Annotated in this window: 15 protein-coding genes; 6 read left to right on the top strand and 9 right to left on the bottom strand. The window is 42.5% G+C overall.

The genetic code is table 11. From position 1 onward, the window contains the following. The first annotated feature begins 12 nt into the window (after positions 1 to 12). From DWW10_RS20285 to uxuA, 4 genes are all read left to right on the top strand, one after another. Positions 13 to 2,688, top strand: a complete 2,676-nt coding sequence (locus tag DWW10_RS20285) for a glycoside hydrolase family 2 TIM barrel-domain containing protein (protein ID WP_118420679.1) — start codon at positions 13 to 15, stop codon at positions 2,686 to 2,688. A gap of 18 nt (positions 2,689 to 2,706) precedes the next feature. Next, positions 2,707 to 5,040 carry an alginate lyase family protein gene (locus DWW10_RS20280; protein ID WP_022393223.1) on the top strand — a complete coding sequence of 778 codons (2,334 nt, stop codon included), beginning with the start codon at positions 2,707 to 2,709 and terminating at the stop codon, positions 5,038 to 5,040. Between the two features lie 116 nt (positions 5,041 to 5,156). Next, a complete protein-coding gene (locus DWW10_RS20275) occupies positions 5,157 to 5,966 on the top strand; it encodes an SDR family oxidoreductase (RefSeq protein ID WP_118420680.1) in 810 nt (269 codons plus the stop codon). A gap of 164 nt (positions 5,967 to 6,130) precedes the next feature. Next, a complete protein-coding gene (gene uxuA / locus DWW10_RS20270; RefSeq protein WP_022393222.1) occupies positions 6,131 to 7,306 on the top strand; it encodes a mannonate dehydratase in 1,176 nt (391 codons plus the stop codon). A 114-nt stretch (positions 7,307 to 7,420) separates the two neighbouring features. Here uxuA and DWW10_RS20265 read toward each other — a convergent pair whose 3' ends face one another. Beyond that, positions 7,421 to 7,876: a DUF4469 domain-containing protein gene (locus tag DWW10_RS20265; protein ID WP_022393221.1), complete on the bottom strand. Its 456-nt coding sequence runs from the start codon at positions 7,874 to 7,876 to the stop codon at positions 7,421 to 7,423. A gap of 251 nt (positions 7,877 to 8,127) precedes the next feature. On the opposite strand from DWW10_RS20265, the gene DWW10_RS20260 reads away from it, so the two are divergent. Further along, positions 8,128 to 9,087 (top strand): hypothetical protein, encoded by a 960-nt coding sequence (locus tag DWW10_RS20260; protein WP_022393220.1) that lies wholly within the window; start codon positions 8,128 to 8,130, stop codon positions 9,085 to 9,087. A gap of 241 nt (positions 9,088 to 9,328) precedes the next feature. Beyond that, positions 9,329 to 10,291: a hypothetical protein gene (locus DWW10_RS20255; protein WP_022393219.1), complete on the top strand. Its 963-nt coding sequence runs from the start codon at positions 9,329 to 9,331 to the stop codon at positions 10,289 to 10,291. Positions 10,292 to 10,362: 71 nt separating this feature from the next. Here DWW10_RS20255 and DWW10_RS20250 read toward each other — a convergent pair whose 3' ends face one another. The 8 genes from DWW10_RS20250 to DWW10_RS20215 all read right to left on the bottom strand — a co-directional run. After that, positions 10,363 to 13,575, bottom strand: a complete 3,213-nt coding sequence (locus tag DWW10_RS20250; RefSeq protein ID WP_118420703.1) for an Lcl C-terminal domain-containing protein — start codon at positions 13,573 to 13,575, stop codon at positions 10,363 to 10,365. Positions 13,576 to 13,613: 38 nt separating this feature from the next. Next, positions 13,614 to 15,218 (bottom strand): fimbrillin family protein, encoded by a 1,605-nt coding sequence (locus DWW10_RS20245; RefSeq protein ID WP_118420681.1) that lies wholly within the window; start codon positions 15,216 to 15,218, stop codon positions 13,614 to 13,616. A 43-nt stretch (positions 15,219 to 15,261) separates the two neighbouring features. After that, positions 15,262 to 16,362: a hypothetical protein gene (locus DWW10_RS20240; protein ID WP_022393216.1), complete on the bottom strand. Its 1,101-nt coding sequence runs from the start codon at positions 16,360 to 16,362 to the stop codon at positions 15,262 to 15,264. Between the two features lie 2 nt (positions 16,363 to 16,364). After that, positions 16,365 to 17,363 carry a FimB/Mfa2 family fimbrial subunit gene (locus DWW10_RS20235; protein WP_022393215.1) on the bottom strand — a complete coding sequence of 333 codons (999 nt, stop codon included), beginning with the start codon at positions 17,361 to 17,363 and terminating at the stop codon, positions 16,365 to 16,367. 262 nt (positions 17,364 to 17,625) lie between these two features. Continuing rightward, positions 17,626 to 19,323 (bottom strand): Mfa1 family fimbria major subunit, encoded by a 1,698-nt coding sequence (locus tag DWW10_RS20230; protein ID WP_022393214.1) that lies wholly within the window; start codon positions 19,321 to 19,323, stop codon positions 17,626 to 17,628. 76 nt (positions 19,324 to 19,399) lie between these two features. Next, positions 19,400 to 20,920 carry a DUF3868 domain-containing protein gene (locus DWW10_RS20225; RefSeq protein ID WP_022393213.1) on the bottom strand — a complete coding sequence of 507 codons (1,521 nt, stop codon included), beginning with the start codon at positions 20,918 to 20,920 and terminating at the stop codon, positions 19,400 to 19,402. 7 nt (positions 20,921 to 20,927) lie between these two features. Then, positions 20,928 to 21,497, bottom strand: a complete 570-nt coding sequence (locus tag DWW10_RS20220; protein WP_022393212.1) for a DUF3575 domain-containing protein — start codon at positions 21,495 to 21,497, stop codon at positions 20,928 to 20,930. Positions 21,498 to 22,313: 816 nt separating this feature from the next. Further along, positions 22,314 to 23,028: DUF7833 domain-containing protein (locus DWW10_RS20215; RefSeq protein ID WP_118487249.1), on the bottom strand; the 715-nt coding region annotated here is incomplete at its 5' end.

Here is a 23,028-nt window from a genome sequence, read left to right as displayed (position 1 = left end):
AATTATCTTACCATGAAAAAGAAAGAAAACACATCCAGACAGACAGCTTTCCGCAGGATAGCTACTACCGCCCTATCTCTATTATTCCTGACAACTGTACAGGCACAACGAGAAAGTAAAACCATCAATGACAGCTGGAAATTCTTACAAGGTGAATGCACTACAGCAATAGATAGTGCTTTCAATGATGCAAACTGGACATCCGTCCATCTGCCACATACCTGGAATACGGATGCTTACACTGAAAAGGATTACTATCGGGGAACAGGCTGGTATCGCCGGCAAATATCGATACCGCAAAGTTGGAAAGAAAAACAGATATTTCTAAAACTGGATGCCGCCAGCAAAGCAGCCACCATTTATATCAATGGGAAAAAGGTAGGTGAACATACCGGAGGATATACCGCCTGCACATTCGATATTACCCCATTTTGCTCATTGAATACTCCCAACTCTCTTGCTATTTGTGTAGATAATGCCCGTCAGGATATCCCTCCTATTTCAGGTGACTTTACATTCTTTGGCGGCATATATCGGGATGTATGGCTCACAGCTGTCCCGAAACAACATTTCCATCTGACGAATTATGGTTCGGAGGGAATTTTCATCAGTACCCCCCAAGTATCCGAGGAAAAAGGTACAATACTTATCCGTGGAGATATAAAGAATGATGCTACCCAGAAAGCATCACTCGAACTGGAACACATCATATATCACCCTGATGGAAGCATTGCCCAGAGCCTGAAACAATCCATACAGATCAAGGCCGGAGAACAGTATTCTTTCCGTGCTGAGACCTCTCCGATCTTATCTCCTCAGTTATGGACTCCGGAAACCCCTCATCTCTACAGAGTGGAAAGTATCCTACGTGATAAAAAGACTAAAACGGTTCTTGACCAAAGTAACCACTATACCGGCTTCCGCTGGTTTAGTTTTGATGGTGAAAGAGGATTCTCCCTCAACGGAAAACCCTATAAACTACGTGGCATTTGCCGTCACCAGGATCAGAAACCCATTGGGGTGGCACTAACGGATGAGATGCACCGTCGCGACATAAAATTGATGAAGGAAATGGGAACCAACTTCATCCGTATCTCTCACTATCCACAAGATGACGCCTTACTGGAAATGTGCGATAAACTCGGCATGTTAGCTTGGGAAGAAATACCCATCATTGACATTGTACCCGATACCCCCGGTTATACGGAAAACTGTGAACGAAATCTGCGGGAAATGATACGCCAGCATCATAATCATCCCTCAATCATCACCTGGGGATATATGAACGAAATCTTACTCGTCACTCAACGACGCTATAAAAAAGAAGAAGAATTAAAGCCCATACTGGAACGAACACTGGCACTAGCCAATCGACTGGAAGTAGTGTTAAAAGAAGAAGATACAACCCGCGTCAGCACTATGGCATTCCATGGTAGCAATAGCTATAACAAAGTTGGCTTAGGCAGTATTACCGATATTGTCGGCTGGAATCTTTACCAAGGCTGGTATGGAGGTAACCTCACCGGATTCGAACAGTATCTGGAAGAACAACATAAAAAGTATCCTTCCCACCCCATGATTGTTAGCGAATACGGTGCAGGATCTGACAAGCGCTTACATTCGCTACAACCTCATGCTTTTGATTTCAGTATCGAATACCAGCAGAAGTATCTGGAGCATTACTTGCCCGTACTGGAGGAAACATCTTATATCTGTGGTGGAACACACTGGAATTTCATCGATTTTTCTTCCGCATTGCGTGATGAGTCTATGCCACGGATCAACAATAAAGGATTGGTATACTCAGACCGTACTCCTAAAGATGTATACTATTACTATAAAGCTGCCTGGCGTCAAGACATTCCAGTATTACATATCGCCAGCCGCGACTGGACACATCGTTCCGGTGTACAGCATGGGAAAGAAGCGGTCATATTACCAGTTAAAGTATATACGAACCTTCCTGAGGTAGAGCTTTTTATAGATGGGAAGTCTTTGGGCAAACAGAAAACCAAGAATTTTGCAGTAACATTTGAGGTACCATTCTGCCAAAAAGAACACTTTATTGCTGCTAAAGCAGAAAATAGAAAAGCCGCCCAAGATATTTCTTTTGTAGAAGACGGAATCCGCTTAAACTTTATCCCTATCCCTGCAAATTTAAATGAAACAAATCTACGGGACTTAGAACTTGCCATCAATGTAGGAAGTAATTGTTTCTATACTTCTGACGAAAGTAATCTCACCTGGTTACCCGATCAGCCTTATACTGAAAACGGCTGGGGATATATTGGCGGAGAAAGTAAAAGCAGTCAGATACAAATAAAGAATACCAATGACGGACCTCTATTTCAGACTCTTCGCAACGGAATTGAAGGTTATCGTTTCGATGTTCCCAACGGAGTTTATGAAATAGAATTTCTTTTTACAGATATATTCCGCGAGAATGCAACAACAGTCTACCAATTAGGTCGTAATTCTGATGTGGAAAACCGTGAAAACAGATTCGACATAATAATCAATGATCAAACTATCGAAGAAAGCTTTTCCCCTTGTCGCGAAAGTGATTATTTTCATGCTCTGCGGAAAAGATACAATATTACAAACTTTCGGAATAAAATTGAAATACGCTTCCCTGTTCGGAATGGAAAAAGCTTTCTGAACGGTATAAAACTCAGGAAACTTTATTAACTTCAAAACAAAAACACCATGAGAGTCAGAATTAACTTAGTCATTACCTGTTTATTACTTGCAGTAGGCCATATGCATGCACAATCTATTTGGGATGGAGCACATCTGCAAAAAGTAAAACAATCATTACATCAACCTTACTTCTCTACCACATATCAAGAGTTGGTAGCAGAAGCTGAAAAATTGCTGGATGTACAACCTCTATCCGTCGTGATGAAAGAGAAGACGCCTGGCAGCGGAGATAAACACGATTACATGAGTCAGGCACGCTATTATTGGCCTGATCCCTCCAAACCTGACGGTCTACCCTACATCAGCCGTGACGGTGAGTCGAACCCGGAACTGAATAAACTGGATCGAAACCGTCTTGGAGCAACTGCCCAACGCGTCACCACTCTTGCACTTGCGTGGTATTTCAGCAATGACGAGAAGTATGCTCAAAAGGCAACTGAACTGATCCGTGTATGGTTCTTTAATAAGGATACGCGCATGAACCCGAATCTGGAATATGCCCAGATGATACCAGGGCACCATAATAACAAAGGCCGCTGTTATGGTGTCATCGATACTTATTCGTTCGTTGAGATGCTGGATGCCGTACAACTATTGGAGAAGTCGAAGGCTTTCACAACTAAAGACAGTAAACAACTGAAAGCATGGTTTGGCAAACTGCTGACATGGATACTGAATAGTCCGCAAGGACAGGAAGAAGCTAATCAGGCTAATAACCACAGTACAGCACATGATGCACAAGTTATCGCTTTCGCCCTATATGCAGGGAATGTGAAAGTGGCACAGGAAGTCATCAATGCTATCCCCCAAAGACGTATCTTCACTCAGATCGAGCCGGATGGCAGGCAACCACATGAGTTGCGCCGTACCCTTGCATTCGGCTATTCACAATTCAATCTGTCCCATTTCATCGATATTTTTCTTATGGCTCAGAAGATTGGTATTTCAATTGATAACGCCACATCAACGGACGGCCGCAATTTCTACAAGGCAATGGACTTCTTAGCCCCATACGTTGGCAAAGATGTAAAAGACTGGCCCTACCAGCAAATCAGCGAATGGGATTACAAACAACAAGAATTCTGCAAAGACCTGTACCGTGTTTTCCTGTTAAATCCGGAACGTACAGACTATCTGAAACTTTATAGAGCACATCGCACCATTGATTGGAAGGATCGTTTCAATCTATTGTGGGTAAAACCTGATGATGTAGACAATGCATATGCTTTTGCTTGTGGCCAACTGCAATTTGCCATAAAATGTGCAAATAAGGCCAGAAAAGAAGCTGAGAATCAATGCAAACACCGCGTAATTCCCCGGAGTATCAACAAAGACGGTTCACTGCGAATGATACATCCGCACGACTGGTGTTCAGGCTTCTTCCCCGGCTCATTATGGCAAGTATATGCTTATACAAACGATGATTTCTGGCGTCAGGAAGCTATCAGCAATACCTGGATGATAGAAGAGGCTAAATGGCACAAAGGTACTCACGACCTGGGTTTCATGATGAACAATAGCTTTGGAAAAGCTTATCAACTAACAGGTGAACGTTCTTATAAAGATATAGTATTACAAAGCGCCAAGACTTTAATTACCCGCTACAATGATAAAGTAAAGAGCATTCGTTCATGGGATCATAACCGTGATAAATGGAAGTATCCCGTCATCATCGACAACCTGATGAACCTGGAAATGCTATTCTGGGCTACCCAGGAAACCGGCGATTCCATCTACTGGAAAATTGCTGTAAACCATGCCGATACTACCATGAAGAATCATTTCCGTCCGGATTACTCTTCATATCATGTAGTAGATTACGACCCCGAAACAGGAGAAGTGCGTGCCAAACAGACAGCACAAGGCTATGCCGATGATTCTTTCTGGAGCCGTGGACAAGCATGGGGATTATACGGATATACCATGTGCTATCGTTTCACAAAAAATCCAGCCTACCTGCAACAGGCACGCCATATTGCAGACTTCTTTTTCGGCTTACCGAACCTGCCGGAAGACTTTATTCCTTACTGGGATATGAAAGCGCCCGGTATTCCCAACGTTCCCCGCGATGCCTCTGCCGCTGCCATCATGGCTTCAGCCCTGTATGAACTCCGGACCTATGTTTCAGCAGAAGATAGCAACCGTTATCAAGGCATTGCCGACAAGATCGTAGATAGCCTCAACAAACATTACCAAGCTGAACCGGAAACAAACTATGGTTTCCTGTTGCTACACTCCACCGGACACCATCCGGGAGGTGATGAAATCGATGTTCCTCTCAACTATGCAGACTATTATTACCTGGAAGCATTGGCCAGAAAAGACGCTTTTAAGCAATAATTAATACTTTTTGATATAGGAGTTCACCTTTTTGAGACGTTTGTTATAGTAAACGAACTACTTTTCCACTACTTTTGTAGCACAGAGATTTAGAATAAACTTATAAATGAAAAGACATGAAAAACTTATTCGACATTAAAGACAAAGTGATTATCGTTACCGGTGGTTGCGGTATCCTGGGTAAAAGTATTGCTAACTATCTTGCAGAACAAGGTGCTAAAATCGTAATTCTTGACCGTGTAGAAGAAATTGGTAAGGAACTGGAAGCAGAACTGAATCAGAAGACAGAAGCCATGTTCCTTGTAACAGACGTTCTGAATAAAGAAATATTAGAAGAAAACAAAAAAGCCATCCTGGAACGTTTCGGTACCATTGATGTCTTGCTGAATGCTGCAGGTGGAAATATGGCAGGTGCAACTATTGCTCCGGATAAAACCATTCTTGACCTGGAAGTAGATGCTTTCAGAAAAGTAGTAGACCTGAACCTTTTCGGTACGGTATTGCCTACAATGGCATTCGTAGACGTGATGGCAAAGAATAAAAAAGGAGTTATCGTTAACTTCTGCTCTGAATCAGCTCTGCGCCCTCTTACACGTGTGGTAGGATATGGTTCTGCCAAAGCTGCCATTGCCAACTACACCCGTTATATGGCTACGGAACTGGCCACTAAATTCAGCCCTGAGCTTCGTGTTAATGCTATCGTTCCGGGCTTCCTGCTGACAAACCAGAACCGTGCCCTGTTGACTAACCCGGACGGGTCTTATACCGACCGTGCAAAGACCATCATCGCCCACACCCCATGCGGACGTTTTGCCGAACCGGAAGAACTGTTCGGAACCATCCACTACCTTATCAGCGATGCTTCCAGCTTCGTAACGGGTGCCTTGTCTGTAGTAGACGGTGGTTTTGACGCTTTCTCTATCTAACACTTACAAAGTGAATATGGAACACTTGTGTGGTACAAATGAAACACTTGTATGGCTCAACCCAAACACTTGTGTGGTACACGTAAAACACAAGTGTTCTATATTTGCTTCATAAATATCTATTTATCAACATAGTACAAATCTATAAATCAAGCCCATTCATTATGATATTATGTGAACAAACCTGGCGCTGGTACGGTCCTAACGATCCGGTCAGCCTGTGGGACATCAAACAAGCCGGAGCAACCGGTATCGTAAACGCCCTGCACCACATCCCCAATGGCGAAGTATGGACAGTAGAAGAGATCATGAAACGCAAAGAAATGATCGAAGCTGTCGGTCTGCGCTGGTCGGTAGTGGAAAGTGTGCCTGTGCACGAGCATATCAAGACTCAAACGGGAGAATTTCAGAAATACATCGATAACTATAAAGAAAGCCTGCGCAACCTCGGCCAATGCGGCGTGAACATCGTAACCTACAACTTCATGCCCGTACTGGACTGGACGCGTACCGATCTCGCTTACGAACTGCCTGATGGTAGCCGCGCCCTGCGCTTCGAACGTGCCGCTTTCATTGCTTTCGACCTCTTCTTATTAAAGCGTCCCGGTGCTGAAAACGACTACACCGACGAAGAAAAAGCTAAGGCAAAAGCCCGCTTCGAACAAATGACGGATGCCGACAAGCAACTACTCGTTCGCAACATGATTGCCGGACTACCCGGTTCGGAAGAGAGCTTCACACTGGAACAATTCCAGCAAGAGCTTGATCGCTATAAAGACATCACTCCCAAAAAGTTGCGTGCCAACCTGATTTACTTCCTGCAAGAAATCACTCCTGTTGCCGATGAAGCCGGTGTAGAGTTGGTTATCCATCCGGACGATCCTCCTTGTTCTATCCTTGGATTGCCGCGTATCATGAGCAGTGCTGCCGATTTCCAAGCATTGATTGACGCTGTTCCTAATAAGAGCAATGGTCTTTGCCTCTGTACCGGCTCTCTCGGAGTCAGCAGTTCCAACGATCTGGAAGGTATGATGAAACAGTTCGGTGACCGCATTAACTTCGTACACTTCCGCAGCACACAGCGCGATGCAGAAGGTAATTTCTACGAAGCTAACCATCTGGAAGGTGATGTAGACATGTACCACGTTATGAAAGCTTTTCTCGAATTACAGCAAAAAAGACAAGTATCCATTCCTATGCGTCCCGACCACGGACACCAGATGGTAGACGACCTGAAGAAGAAAACCAATCCGGGATACTCCTGCATCGGTCGCCTGCGCGGATTAGCAGAATTAAGAGGTTTGGAAATGGGTATAGCAAAATCTATCCTCAAAGAATAGATTCCCAAACCACATAGTTCAGAATAAAATAATAAGGGTATGCCTAAGGAGAAAAGCACAATCTCCGGCATACCCTTCGCTCATTTCATAGAGAACTTAAATCAAATAGAGAGCTTATATCAAATCACTACAGCTCCTTCTGGCAAGGAGACTTACATATCTCTCATCAAGCACCTTCAATCTGGTTGGCAGGGTATAGGTAAAATCAACCTTTCCGCCTGCGTGAATCATCATTACCGGAGAATATTCTCCCGGCTCCAATGTGGGCAGGATTACCAACACCTCTGTGTCAGTATACTTAAACACTCTTTTAACATGTATCAATGTGCCCTTATCGGAGACGGGAGAAAGCCCCAGGTAAATGGTTCCAAGTGAAGACAGACACAGGTTCTCACCTGTAATGACTACCGGAGCATTAGGAGTAATAGTACCGTCACGCAAACCTGTCAACGGGTCGTATATCTCCTTAATAACAGGAACATTCTTTCCGAGGATTACCGGATACTCATTTCTTTCCTGCTTATTATGATGCAACTCAGTCCCTATTTTTTTTCTATCTTTCCTCACCATTCTATTCCTTTTTAATTAGTAATATCAGTCTCTTAGACTACACCACAAAATTACACCAGAATGCATATACTTTTGTGGCAAGAAAAAGAAAGATCAAGCTTCCAGACTTTCTATGTATGATGCTCCCTATTCACCCAAACTCTTTTTTCGGAAATAGGGTACCTCAAAAAAGAAATGTTACGATTATCGAAACAAGTAGCCCGCCAAAAGTGTTAAATAGATAATAGACAAACCTCCAACTCACACTGATTATGATAACAAACGAGTTAAACACAGGACTAGTTAATGCCGTCAAAGAGAAACTCCCAGCCAAAGACAACCTTGCCAATGCTTTAATGGACATTCTTTATATAGGCAAAGAAGCTATATACCGCCGGCTCAGAGGTGAAGTACCTTTCACACTGGCCGAAGCTGCTGTTATATCCAGGAAACTGGGTATATCACTGGATAAGATGATAGGCGTAAGTTTCCGCGATAATGCCGTATTCGATATGAATATAGTAAGCAGCGACAAACCTTTCGAAGCCTACTACTCTATTTTGGAAAAACAGGTAGACCTGTTTCATTCAGTGAAAGAAGACGAAAACTCGGAAATAGGAACTTCATCCAACATTATCCCCCAAACCCTTTCACTAAAGTATAATATGCTCTCCAAATTCCGATTATTCAAATGGATGTACCAAAATGAAAATATCAAATGCAAACATTTCGAGGAAATGGAAATTCCGCAAAAAATGGTGGAGAAGCAAAAGGAATACAGTGACTTGGTATCTCATATTCATTCTGTAGACTATATCTGGGATAACATGATATTCAGCCACCTCGTTAATGACATCCAGTATTTTTGCAGTATCCATCTTATTACCGATGAAGATAAGGATACGCTTAAAGAAGAACTATTCTTATTAATAGATGAAATGGAAGAGCTCTCTGCACGTGGGAAAAGCAAAGCAGGCAATGACGTCAAGATTTATATTTCGAATATTAATTTTGAAGCAACCTATAGTTACTTGGGCACAAGTTCCACGCAACTTAGCCTGATCCGCATTTATTCCATTAACTCCATTACCACACAAGATCAAGAGATGTTCCGTGGATTGAAGGAATGGATTCAATCATTGAAAAAGTTCTCGACTCTGATATCCGAAAGCGGTGAAATGCAGCGTATTCAGTTTTTCAAACAACAACGAGAAATCGTAAGTATATTGTAACATACTATTCCGATTACTGAAATAAACCTAATTATATTTATCCATTTTCGAAAAGAGATAGGTATCCTATCTCTTTTTTTTCACAGTTCAACTATTTCTTATTTCATTCTTTTCAAATAGAAAATAATCCTATTTTCCACACATGATATAATACACTAAAGTTCCAGTTACAAGCTCTATATTTGCATATGTCACAAAAACGTCCTATGACATTTGATTATTAACAAAAAAGTAGAAGGCTATGACAAAGAATTACATTGTAAAAGAGCTGATTAACAAGATGAAAGAGAGAATTCCCAAAGGTCATAATCTAGCCAATTATCTGACAGATACATTATACATGGGAAAGGAAGCAGTCTATCGCAGATTGCGTGGAGAAGTCGCATTCACCTTTGATGAAATAGCCATCATTTCTCATAATCTGGGCATTTCCATTGACCAGATTATAGGGAATCATCTATCCAATCGGGTCACTTTTGACTTGAATTTACTGCATTCACCCAGCCTGATAGAAAGCTATCATGAAATCGTGGAACGCTACCTACGGATATTCCATCTTGTAAACGAAGATCAGAACAGTGAGCTATATTCCGCCACCGGTACCATACCTTTCACTCTTTATTCATCCTATGAATATCTTTCCAAGTTCCGGATAAGCCGATGGATATATCAGAATGGGAAAATGAAGACCCCTAATTCCCTGAGCGACATGCAGGTACCTGAGAAGATAGTCACTGCCCATAAAAAGTTGAGTGAAAATATCAGGAAAGTAGGAAAGGCCTATTTTATATGGGATAGTAATATCTTCCAATCTTTCGTGAAAGAGATAAAATACTTTGCCGGATTAAACTTAATATCCACATCAGATGTTTTGTGTCTCAAGAATGAGTTACAGCACTTGCTAACCGACCTGGAGAATTTATCGATCAAAGGAGAATTCAGTGAAGGGCATGAGTTATATATCTACCTGTCAAACATTGACTTTGAAGCAACATATAGTTATCTTGGCAGAAAAGATTTTCAGATTAGCCTATTCAGAGTATACTCTATCAACTCCATGGATTCACAAAGCCCACAGATTTGCCAGATGCAGAAAAACTGGATACAATCTTTGAAAAGGCACTCTACTCTGATTTCGGGCAGCGGAGAAGCGCAACGAATAGCGTTTCTGGAGAAACAGAGAAACATTATTGATATGCTATAAAAAGAACTGTATCAGAATGGCGTTGAAACCATTCTGATACAGTTCTTTTTATAAGACACTCATTCAAAACCCTACTCCACTGTTCTCACACAACGGTAACGTGCCCAGGTTGCCGCACCACCTTGGGGCCATGCACCAAATACAGCACTATTTTCTCCAACTAACCAATAATTACCATCACGATCAGTTAAAGTCCAGTGTACACCGCTAATTTCTTGAAAACCATTTCCAGTCCAGGTAGTTGAACTACCAAATCCCTGATTATTATTACTTAAAACCGAAGCTCCTAAACTGAGAGCCAAATACATCTCACGCTGGGTGGGCAAACGCCAGTTATTTCCTTTACCCGCACATATATCCCTTGCTTGCTCCCAAGTCTTACCAGTACTACTGGTATTTTCTATTTGAAATTTCGGGGCAACCTTATTCGTCGTAGCAGGACTTTCACCAGAACTGAGCAATACCGAAGAATCCGCACCTCCATTAGCATCGCGGGAAACAACAGTAACTCCTTCAGTAGATTTGATAAGATAAGGATACTTCGTTCCACTCTTGCTATTATCTCTTACACAACGGAAATATTTATTGTCACTGACAGACTCAGAATACGGAAAGCCTGTCGAAAGTTCTAACGAGAATCTTGTAGCCGAACCTGCAGCTGTATAGTAGGATGAAGACCAATAGTTACCAGTCCAGTTATGATACCAACCATATATATTCTGGCTGTTATAATAACTGCCATCCAATGCATTACCTCCCAATGCATTCTCATAGACATACGACATCAGCAATTCACTGGCAGTAGGCAAACGCCAGCCATCACCTATATTCTTGCATATTGTTTCTGCATCGGTAGCGTTTGCCTGACGTCCCCTACTGGCATCTTCCGTATAGTATTTTCTATTATCGAACCGAAGCGGATAAAGGTAAAAAAGAGGTTGCCCAACACTGGTGTAAGACTTAACCTCAGACACCATTTGCAAGTCAATCGTACGGTAGAACGGATAATATGAATCACTGACAGTATGCATCACGTTTCTGAACGTAATTCTTATTGTTCCACTCTTCCCTTCTTTCCATTTGCCGGGATGAAGTTTTAATCTGAAGTCATATCCCCGGTTTACTATATCATTTCCTTTACCATCATCATTTGCACTAACAACGGATTGTTGATACATCTTGGCGTCTGCATTTTTTGTACCTACGATTATATCATTATCCGCATCAGGACGGATCAACCCGGTTCCATCATCACCAACGATATCAAGTTCTTCTATCTCCATTATTTCCCAATTGTTATTGACAAACAATTGCACATACTGTTCCGCCCCCAAATACATCTTATAGGTACGGCTATTGGTAGTAGTAGGATAAAATCTGATTGAAAATTCCAATTCTCCCTGGTTGATGGGAAACTGTACCTGAGTAAAGTACCCTTCCTTATCGAACAGATTGAATTTCATGTAATCTTGACGCCACCACCAACCAGTGCCATTTACAGTACTACCATCTCCCACTCTTCTCGGATTCAGTTGTACCGTAAATGCTTGTACCCTGTCTCTGAATGTTTTAGAGTTATCTCTTTCCAATTCCGGAATCAGGCCACCGGCAGCGTACTGAACAGTCCCTTCATTAACAGTCTCCTGAAGATAGACATTTATTTTATCCATAGAAAACATCACATACACTGTCTGCGGTTCAATGGGAAGATCATCGCCGTCAGGATTTCTAATCGGGAAGAAGAGGCCGTTTTCCAATACATTTCCGTATGCATCCACAAATTTAATAATCCCCGGGTCTATTACTTCCTGTATTACTTTAATCTCATGAGTCAATCGTCCTGCTGTCAGTGTAACAGTCGCAGTACGAGTGATTCCGATAGTTCCATTATTAAAATAAGGAATCCGTAGCATAAGCTGCGTGTCATCATTCGCTATACCCGATGCCGTTGCTGCTCCGTCACTAAAACCAAGCCAGTCACTCCCCTCTGTAATGGAAGCCTTCCAGCCATCGGGACTATCAGTGAAAATATCTATAGCATAACTGTTATTCTGGTATTGGGTTACACCCACCTCCGACTCGCCCACTCCGAGCATATACTGCCCATTGTAGACTACATCCTTCACCTTGTCTCTATTATAGTGTATTAATCGGATTTTCAAGTTAGACATGACCGTATAAGAATTCAACGCATCGCCAATACTTTCATAACCGGCACCCAAAGCCTTTGTAATACTTACAATATATTTATAGTTCCGCTTCAAAGGTAAATACTCTACCTGTTCACCTACCTCTCCAGTCTTGGTGAAATCCACCCGGTAAAAGGTAGATTCGCCATTATCAATATTTCCCTTCACTATCAGGCAAACAGCCTCCTTACGACTGGCAGCACCATCTTGCGATGCACTGCCGGCATCTACCGCCGCAGGAGCCTCAAACGTATAAATCTCCCCATCGTATGGCGTATTGCCATCCACAGAATAGCTTAATATAAGAGACTCTTGCGTCTGCTTACCACTGTTTGCCGGAATATTCAGAGCATCATCGGCTGCAGAAACAATAATTTGCCCGTTTGCATCCCAAGCCGGAGCAACATATCCGGTCGTATTGTAATTAGCCAGATACACCTCCTCCACCGTAAAGTTGGACGCTGAATTACGAATGTCGATACGCGCCAGCATGCGCGTCATACTGATACCGGTTATTGGCTCCATTGAAGGACCAAGTTTCGTCACTTCTTTCTCCCCATACATAGGAATCGGTGCATAACCATCAGGAGTTAATCCATCAGCCGGCCATTCACCGGTTGAAGTATGAGTTATCGCCTTCAATACCTCTGCTTTGCTAGTCGTCCCCTTCACAAAACCCGACACAATACTACCAAGCTGTTTGTTAGCCACAATCGCAATGCAAGCCGATGAAACTGTAGGAGAAAGTATGGCAGAGAAATCCACTGTGGAAATATTATTGGCTAAATCCTGTGTGACCCCTGTCCCCTCTACCCATTCCAGAAATACCGACGGCGATTTCGACGTATCGAAAACAAGAATATCTACGGTTTTCACCTCATCTTCCTTCTTTGCAGCCCCTACTCCAGACATTGTACGCGAAGATACGGACGGGATACCTACATCGGGAACTGTCAGGGTAAACCGGATGCCGTTCTCCGTCGTTGGAGGTGGTGCTATACTAAACTCCTCCTGCACACATCCTGCCAGCCATATAGCTGCCATTAGTATCAACAAGAGATAGTTCTTTTTAAATCTTGAAATCCTATATTTCATGTATTCATTTCCTTTCTTAAACAATATGTTATCCACCACTATGGCACAGTTAATATTACAGTTTTGGGTGGATTATCCCCATTCGTATTAACCAATGTAAGCGTAGCCGTCTTACCGGATATTGCATTAGCCGTAAAATAAAAATATACCGCTTCACCACTCACACCACTTGCGCCGACCATCGTTTCACTATTGAGTAAAATTTTATCATTATCCTTTACCCCGTCAATCTTCCACTCCCACGTTCCCGGACTACCAGAAGTAAAAACGAGCTTACGGCGCTGCATAATTCCAGTTCCGGCATCATTACTGTCCAGGTGCACTTCCTCAGTCATCCATACCCCATCTCCACCCCACTGATGCAGAAGTATCCGATGATGCAAGTTACCTGCGTCAATATAGAACCTCGTCTCGCGTTCGACTCCATCTGCTGCTTCAAATTTAGGCATCACAACATTAACATTATAGGTATATACGCCACCAGAAGAAGATGTTTGAGTCATTGTGACCGTCGCCCACGAATCCATTCCATTTTTATCCAGTATTGCCCCGACCGGATACCCCGTATTCGGATTCGCATCATAATTCGTTTTAGCTTCTATATCCACCGTTACAGCGTTTGCCGCCGTCAACACTTTAGTCTGTGACAGCTTGAGATAGTACTGTCCGTCAAAAATCACATTCACCGGTCTATCTGTCCATGCAAGAGGAGTGGCAGAGATCTGATAGTTCTCGTTTGATATCGTAATATTGTAATTGATATATTCACCTGATTCCCACGAATGCGGATTAGTATTAACAATATCTTTAAATAGAAACTCCCGCTCCCCAAAGTTAGTCGTAACAACAATTTTAGCCGTAGCAGATGATAAATCAGACGGCAACATGAGAAAGGTGTCCCCCATCAGGGTAGCATCTTCGGTTACCGTGTTGTTATTGCTGAGCACAGAAGCAATATTCCCGGTGGTGACACCGCTCCACACAAAGGCAGGTTTAGCATTTTCCGTAGTGGCAGCCGGAATGTCAGTCACGGTAAGCTTACCACTCTTCCCAACATCACGGAACTCTATTTTTTCGATTATCACCTCATCGGGTACCGGGGCTTTCTTTTTAAACGTAAAAGTCACTTTGGTCAGTGTATGATAAAAATGTATACTCACATCCTGGCCCCATACCGGTGTCGATATGGCTGCCAGTACATCAACATGAGCACTCGCAGATGCATCTACCGTATAGTCCAGCACCATTTGTTCAGGATTAGAGAAAGTAGTTGTTGGTGCATTTGTACCATTATACGGATACCACGAGAAGAATTTCATGCTCGCTCCCAGCATACCCGGCCAGTATTGTTCCGGCGATATCGTTGCCGTCAGATCGGTATTCACTATGGCACTTGCATTGAAGTATGCCTGCGAAGCAGATGAACTGGGCGTCAGGGAAGCAAAGAAACCAAATGCTTCTCCTTTCAGGTCAGTATTTGAAGAAATAACCGTACCACGGGTACCGGTTCCACCCTCCCCGATACGTTGCACAACAATCTGCTTCCCACATGTCATCATCTCCTCGCCAATGCATGAGAAGAAGATAGCCGGAATTAAAACCGCCATTGCAATCATCCTGATACTATTTCTAAACTTTATCATCTTATTTCTTTTCCCTAATTAAAACTTCATGTGATAGAAGGCATCACAAATCCATATCCAGATCAATATCCTTTCGCGCACCCCAATCTTCTACCGTTATTGCCAGTATCCGGATACCGACTTTACCTACCCGGGCTGTTATCTGATACACATTATTCCTACGGATTTCCGTAAAGGGTTCTGCTACCGGCATGCCTCCATCATCGACTTTTGTTATTGTTTCTATCACCTTCCCACTTATTCCGGTAACGTCTGGCGGCCCTTTCAGAACATCGGTCATGCTGACAGCCAATCTGTCGGAATAATCCGATTTAAATATACGTTCAGCAGTATAAAACGAGCAAAGTAATTTCCGGTTCTCGGCTCCTGTAGCCAATGAATATGACCAGGTTTTCGTTGCCGCCGCCGTCCAGGTCTTTGCAAGCAAATCATCCGCTGATACATTTTCCATCACTTTTCCGTAGTTTTTAGAAGAATCAACATTATCCCTCGTACCGTTATCCTCGTTGCCCATCACCAAATAACTATTATGAGTGAGGTTATGTAAGGTAACACTGGTACTTCCAGCTGTATATCCAGTCACCGCTCCACCGTCTGTAGCCTCAAGAAATATATCGACCCGAGCCACAGCACGTTCAACAACCATTTCTACAGTCTTAGTTTCTTCCGGGACTACAGATATTCCCCGGATTACCCCCGTCATGGGCATGCCGGTTGACGAAACAATCTCTCCGTCACTATTCAGTATACTGGCAATATTGTAATCTACATTTTGTAATGCTGCCAAGGTGGTGATTCCATTAAGTTCACTTGTAAGACCATGCGGTTCATTTACAATAACTATTACCATAATATCATTGTCGGGAGCCACTTTGAGTACTTGTGCAGTAATATCAGTAGCCACCCCCGGAGTAGATAAAATGATATGTTCATTCACATCCAACTTCGTGCCACCAGACACCTTGTTGAATACGATAAACCGTATCGTTTTAATCTCCTCCTGTCGATCCACATCCAGATTGTTCTTCAATTCGATGCTAAGCTGTGCGCGGGTAAGGGGAAGCAGTTCATCGTCCGCATTACTGCAGGAGAACAAAAAAGATATGAATGTCAGATATATAATATGTAATAGTTTATTCCTCATTCTTACACTTCGATATCATGAAGCCAATATATCCAGGTGCCCACCACAAGGCCAATTTGGATAAATTCTCCGCCTCCGGGCTTCTCGGTAACAGAGAATATCAGGTTCCATTCACTCTGGCGATCGAGGTATTCCTGAAAAGGAAGTTCCGTTCCATCGTGCCGGGAAACCGGACGAGCAATACTCAATAATGCCATCAAATCATGGCTCCATACTTCAGCTCCGGTATCCGCATTTCTTATGAGGAACCGGTAATCCCATCCATCTCTGTTGAGGAGACGCATCGTATTCAGGCGCGTAGATACAACTACATTAGAAGTCTCACCTTGACCTGTATAGTGAGGCACATAGGCAATCGAACTTCTGTCTGTGGGCTCATTCTCCCAAGAATAGACAGCACTTTCCGGCGTTTGAATTTCAAAAGTATAGTTTCCTGTTATTTCATTCTCACCATACTTCATCAACACAATATTAAACCGATTAGTGTTGCGTATCAGATTCACTTGATAAACCTGATGACTAGTGTTGGACGGCAGATGATCCACCTTCACAACTTCTCCGAAATAAAGGTGTGGGAACTCGAAGTCTACGATATCTGCTTCCCGCTTCAAAGCTACTGTTACTTGTTGTAAGGTAGTCTTTCCCGGAACCAGTTCACGCCCCACATCATCCAAAATACGGAAACTATCGGATAAACTTCCCACAGTCAATACCTTGTAACTTCCAAACTCAAGATTATCGGCCAAAGGCATCCGATTTCCACCAATCAGCGCGGAAGCCTCAGCTCTTTTTGAAAAGAGCAGTTTGTCATCGCTATCGAACACAAATATATCCACCGATCTAACCTGCGGATTGAATGCATCCGTATATTCCATATTATAGTCGAATGTGAATTCCAACCAAATTTCACATCGAGGCAGATCCTCGCGTATACTGTCGCATGATGCGATGAATAACACCGAGGTGATGATAAGGAATAGCGATTTTATTTTTTCAAACATATCTTTTTCTTTTAGGGGGCAACGTGTTAAGTTACCGGTTATATTGTCGGAGATCATGCTTAAAGACCTCCTGTTATTTCCATTTTAGGGGGCGCTATTTTATATTTCATACATTCCAAGTGCGCCAAAGCATTTCCGTGCTGTTTTTGAGAAGCCTGTCACCGGCTTATTATTCTTCATCGGCAATCAATGCCGTACATCATGTAAAAAATACAGGGCAGGCAGTTTGCACTGCCCTGTTCTTCTTTATGTAAAAAGTATATTAAATTTCAAAATTAGTAGTCCAGTATACCCATGGAGCAACTTTAATCTCGAAGTGAAGATAAGCACCTAACTTGTCAATATCTTCTTCTTCATCTGGATCCTCAGGACCACCACCAGGATACCATGGTGTGCCATTTCCATTTACCTTTGTCAGTGTAAGTGTATAATAGTTATTACGCACAACACCATATTTACCATATTCCATGTGATCAATAGCTGCGTTATCATGGCGAATCTCATAATAGTAATAGTTTAGACTTTTCTGATACCAATAGATACAACCATCTTCTTTTGTCAATTCACCGCCATTTGCACTGATATTGTCAAGGATATCTTGAGTAAGAGCTGCAAAGCTACCCGGATCACTACCACCAAGTGCTGTTCTCACCTGCGTATAGAATTTCTCACACGCATTTACCAAGAGCTTCTCCAAGGCAGTTCTCTGATCTTCAGCCTTAGCTTCAGCAGGTGTATACGCATCTAACAATTTTTGAAAGCTCTTAAAGTTTATAGAATTAGCTCCATTAGAGAGGCGATACCAGTCATTACCTAAAGTAAAATCTGCATCATTCTTCCAAGGTGCATATTGACCTTTAATCACCAAACGTGTAGCTGCACCAAACTTCTGATACCCTGCATCCATTGTATTTTCAATACAATATCTATATTTATCGCCCACAGACGCACTTTTTTCAACCCAGTCTACTTTAGGTTCACGATTGGCATCAAGCTCATTCTTTATAATACCTGTCAAGTATTCACTTCCACTGTCTTTCTTAAAGTTCGGGTCAACTGTGTAGAAGTTACTCTTGTAGAACCCAGTATCATGAGATGATCTTGTCTTTGTCTTCTGTGCAAAAGGAAACAACAAAGAGTTGTAATAATCAATAGTCCAATTTCCAAACTCAAATTGGCCAAGGGAAGCATTCGTAAGCTCTTCAAAAGGTCCAACTTCCGACACATTGACCATCACCTCCAGTTTAGATGCAAGACGTTCTATCTCAAGTTTAGCTGGCTTACTTTTAGCTGCATTCAGAGCTTCTGCTTCGGTTTTATAATCACTGGCTTTAAAGATGTTGGCTGCCACATCAAGCAGGCAGTCTGCTTTCCATGCATGGTTAATAGGATCTCCGTCACTATCATCATAGAAACCGGCATTAATCATAGCACAACCATTGGTATGTACAACCTCTTCCACAAAATAAGCATTATTAGCCTTACCTGACTGCGTACCTACAGTAACCAGAGCGTTGATATCGTTAAACGTTGCACCGGCTGCAATGTTATCCAAACGGTTCTTTAGTGTAGTACCCGGATTAGCAATGACAAGCAAATACTTAGTATCCGTACTTACCTTAACCGGAGTATTCGGAGTAGTAACTCCAGAGTTTGTTCCAAACTCGCCTGTTCCCAATACAGTGGCATACTTAGTTGTGCCTTCATCCTTAACTACATCCTTTGTTGCATCAAACGTTATCACATAAAGCTCATTAATCAGACTCTCTTCCGGCTCAGGCTTCTGCTCCGTAGAAGCACGTGTTCCCGGACTTTTTGGATTAGTCAGACTGATTGATACATAGGCCACATCATAGCCTTTTGTCACTTCGCCATCAGTATTATCGTCGAGTTCATTTGAACAACCCGCCAATACCGCAATAGCCAGCAACGACACTAAAATTGATTTAATCTTTAGCATAATACAAAACTTATTAGAAATTAATTAATATAATTATTCACTTTTACAGGTTCCTTTTCCGGTTCCCAATCATTACTTATTTATTTTTATTCTTTTTCTCTATCTCAATAGCATTAGCCTTCTTTTTAGCTAATTCCTCCAGATTGCCTCCTGCAGCATCCAGTCCAGCCTCTTTGGCAATCTTTAAATGTTTCTCTGACAATTCATATTCCTCCTTCATTAATAGTAATACTCCCATTGCATTGTTATACTCCGGCAGAAACTCTTCCGATTTCACTCTTTCCAGATAGCGTGCCGCAGAAACCAAATCATTGCGTGAAAGTGCTGCCGTAGCCGCATTCATATTGGCGATTTCACTTTCCGGATAAATGCGGACAGCTGTTTCAAAAATATCGATAAACTCCTGTGAACCTTTCGGGTAGGTATTAGCCACCATGAACATTTCATTCAGACTCAGGTTCTGTGGACGTTTCTTTATAACTTCCTTCGCCTCTTCCAGATTAAAATTCTTAATATCATAGCTTACCTTACAGATCGCTACACGAAGTCCCGGGAAGATATGCTTCAACATAAACCGATAAGGTGCACCACCACGAAGTTGCATCAGCTTTGTTTCCCTTCCTTTCTCAATCGGAATATTCGTAATGATTTCCATCACTTCCGCCTTATAATCCATTTCTACGGTAGCAAGTGCCTTTACCAATCCGTCCCAGTTTTCACCTCCAAACTGGATATGATACTGGTTCTTCGGGAAATCATATTGCGTAGCCAGATAGTTGCGCAATGCCATAGCACGGCCCTCAGACAAGCGTTTATTCACCTCCAACGTTCCTTCAGGAGAAGCATAACCGATAATATCCAGACGATTCACTGTGACATTCGCATCAGATTTCAGATCATCAATCATCGCACGTATCTTAGCCAACTCCTTGGGATTGTTCATATACTCAGGGCGAATATCCACCTTATTCACCTCAAAGTCCAGAAAAGCTTCGGCCTGCACATCGCGGCTCTTTATCTCCTCCACCATCGGTTCCACATACGACAGATAAGGAGTTACCACGTAAGGTACCAACATTCGTTCAAGTGTAACCTTATCAAAAGTATGCTCCACATTCATCAGAGTACTTTCACCGCAACCACATTCATCACGTTGCACATTCAGCCGGGCATCTGCCATCCATGCTTCATAAGGCAACACATATCTGTATTGAATGACACCACTTTGCTTCTTTGTATTTTTCTCTACCCGATAAGGGAGTTTATGGCTATTCTTCTCTTTCCGGCTCATCACTGCCAGTCTGCGTTCATAAACCAGGTACTCATTGCGTCCTTTAATAGATACTCCGGGAAGATCATAAGTAGTGGTAGACGAAACCAGTTGCGGAATAAGGTCCACCCCACGCGCAGATTTCACTTTCACATCCTCCAGAACGACATCCAGATCCACATGAATAAATTCACCCAGTTGTTCCAATCGCACAGGCTTTATACGGATAGTACCATCGTATGAACGATCCTGAGCCAATACCCCATTCACATTCAAAAATAAAAAGGTCAGTGCCAGTGCAATGAATTGCATATTTCTTTTCATCATTCTCAATCTATTTAATTAAGTAAATAAGTGATACGCTCGCTTTTGTAGGTCCCAGGTAATTCTTACTGGCATCTTTCTGTTTGGTACCGCACGTTGTGCAAGGATATTTATCATATAAAATACGCGCATATCCCAGCCCTACAGAAGCCTCGATACTCCAACGTTTTTTCAATATCCATGAATGTCCTATGGAAAAGCCTCCTCCATAAAGGCGTCCTTGGTAGCGCATATTCTGCATATTATCACTGATTAACGGCCAGTCGGGCCATCCGCCTACATTGAAATCAGCATAATGAGCATGTAACCCAATAAACGTACGGTTGAAACTTTCGCAAAACCAATAACGAAGCTCCGGCTGTATACCCCAGTGCTTCAAGCGAGTATCATCAAACTTCCACGGATTATAATTGACCGGAATATCCAATGTCCACTTACGTGACAAAGCCACCTCCAAACCAAGACTCATAGTAGTAGTGGCATCGTAAAGCAAATTGCTTTTCACTGCAAGTGTTTGAGCTTTACTTTCGACCGGTAACAAACCCAATATGAATAGTATGCATACTAGTATTTTCTTCATTTATTTCTAGTTTTTATTTTTATAAGTCATTCCCTTATTCCATGCCCTTTTCAGCATAAGACAACATGCCGAAAAAAGCATAAAATCTCAGATGCAAATATCGCTGAAATTAAGAAGACTGGAAATCGTATCAAGTTCTGTTATAGGCACTAAAAAGAGGGACATACAACCAATTATGCCATTGTAGAAGATGAAAACGACTGAAATAAGAAAAAAGAGCAATTCAGGATGTTCATTTTCGCAATACGAACATTTTTATTTTTTATGTTTCAATATTCGCAACTTTCAAAAGAAATTAATCCAAACCATTTAATATATGAAAGAGAAGAAAATAATCATTAAATACAAGTTTAAACCAGCAAAATATGCAACTTCGTATAATCACCCCCCTTCACACACTATTCTAGCTTACACTCCCTACAAAAAGAGAGTGAATTCTACAGAAGTCAATTTTGTATTAATTACTACATTATACACTTTATATTCTCGCCATTATTATAATGTGAGTTAGTTAGCTATTTTTCTTGTAAAGAAAAGGGCTACGAAGCAAGTGCGGCTCATTGTGGAAGCGTTGGGGGAACCTTAAACGGATCACGCAATATTTGCGGTGTAGGGTAATGAAAATCTCTCATTGTAGTGTATTGGACGGGATAGTTTTTTATTTTCCCTTTTGCCCTTTTGTTTTTCTGTCTGAAAAATAAAAGTCTATTCAAGTCTGTTTTTTACCTCACGAGACCGTTCTTTTCGTCTCGTGGAAGGATTTTAATCATCCCACGGGGCGAGGTCATCCCGTCCCGTGAGACGGATTTCGTCGCTTCACGAGGCCGCTTTGCTCCTAAGCCGGGGAAGAATCCATTGCTTCGTCCGGTCATTCCAGATAGCATTGTCTTCCGGGCGGGGAGGTGCTTCGTCGGGGATGGGGCAACCCATGTAGGTGCGTTGCCCGCCGATACGCTTCTCGAAGCGGTAAGGGTCGAGTGAATGGCTTTGCTCGGCAGCCTCCAGCTTCAAAAGCTCTGCATGCAGGAAGGCTGAGGTACGGCTGCCGGGAGCCGTGAAATTAGCAAAATACTGGTGTACGTCACTGCTGTTCAGCAAGGACGGCCCTTTGTCGTAGAGCAGGATGTGCTGTTTGAAGAAGCCTATAGCCTCTTTGAAGTACCGGCTCAGCAAACCACCATACCCGCTCTTCATGCAGGCAATTTCCGCCCAACTGCTCTCCAGGCACAGCCCGTCCACCAATTCCTGCCAGGGACGAATGGCGTGAAGGGCACTACCGCCGGAAAAAGGAGCAACGGAAGCATTGGCGGAGATACCGGTATCGGCAGGGACACCGGTATCATTACGATCATCATCAGCAGCAGATATTTCTTTTTCTTTTGCTGCTGTTGTTATTATATCTCTTATATTCTCTTTTTGCTGTAGATTTTCATTCGATAAGCCACTGATATTCGGAGTATTGCGATTTATTCCAGATTCATTTTCATCGCGATTTTTGTCCATTGTCTGCCTGTTTTTCGTCGAAAAGCCG

Origin of the sequence: Bacteroides intestinalis (genome assembly GCF_003464595.1) — a bacterium.
Lineage (GTDB): Bacteria > Bacteroidota > Bacteroidia > Bacteroidales > Bacteroidaceae > Bacteroides > Bacteroides intestinalis_A.
The sequence above is the reverse complement of the archived record's forward strand: the minus strand, read 5'-3'. Positions and strand labels throughout refer to the sequence as shown.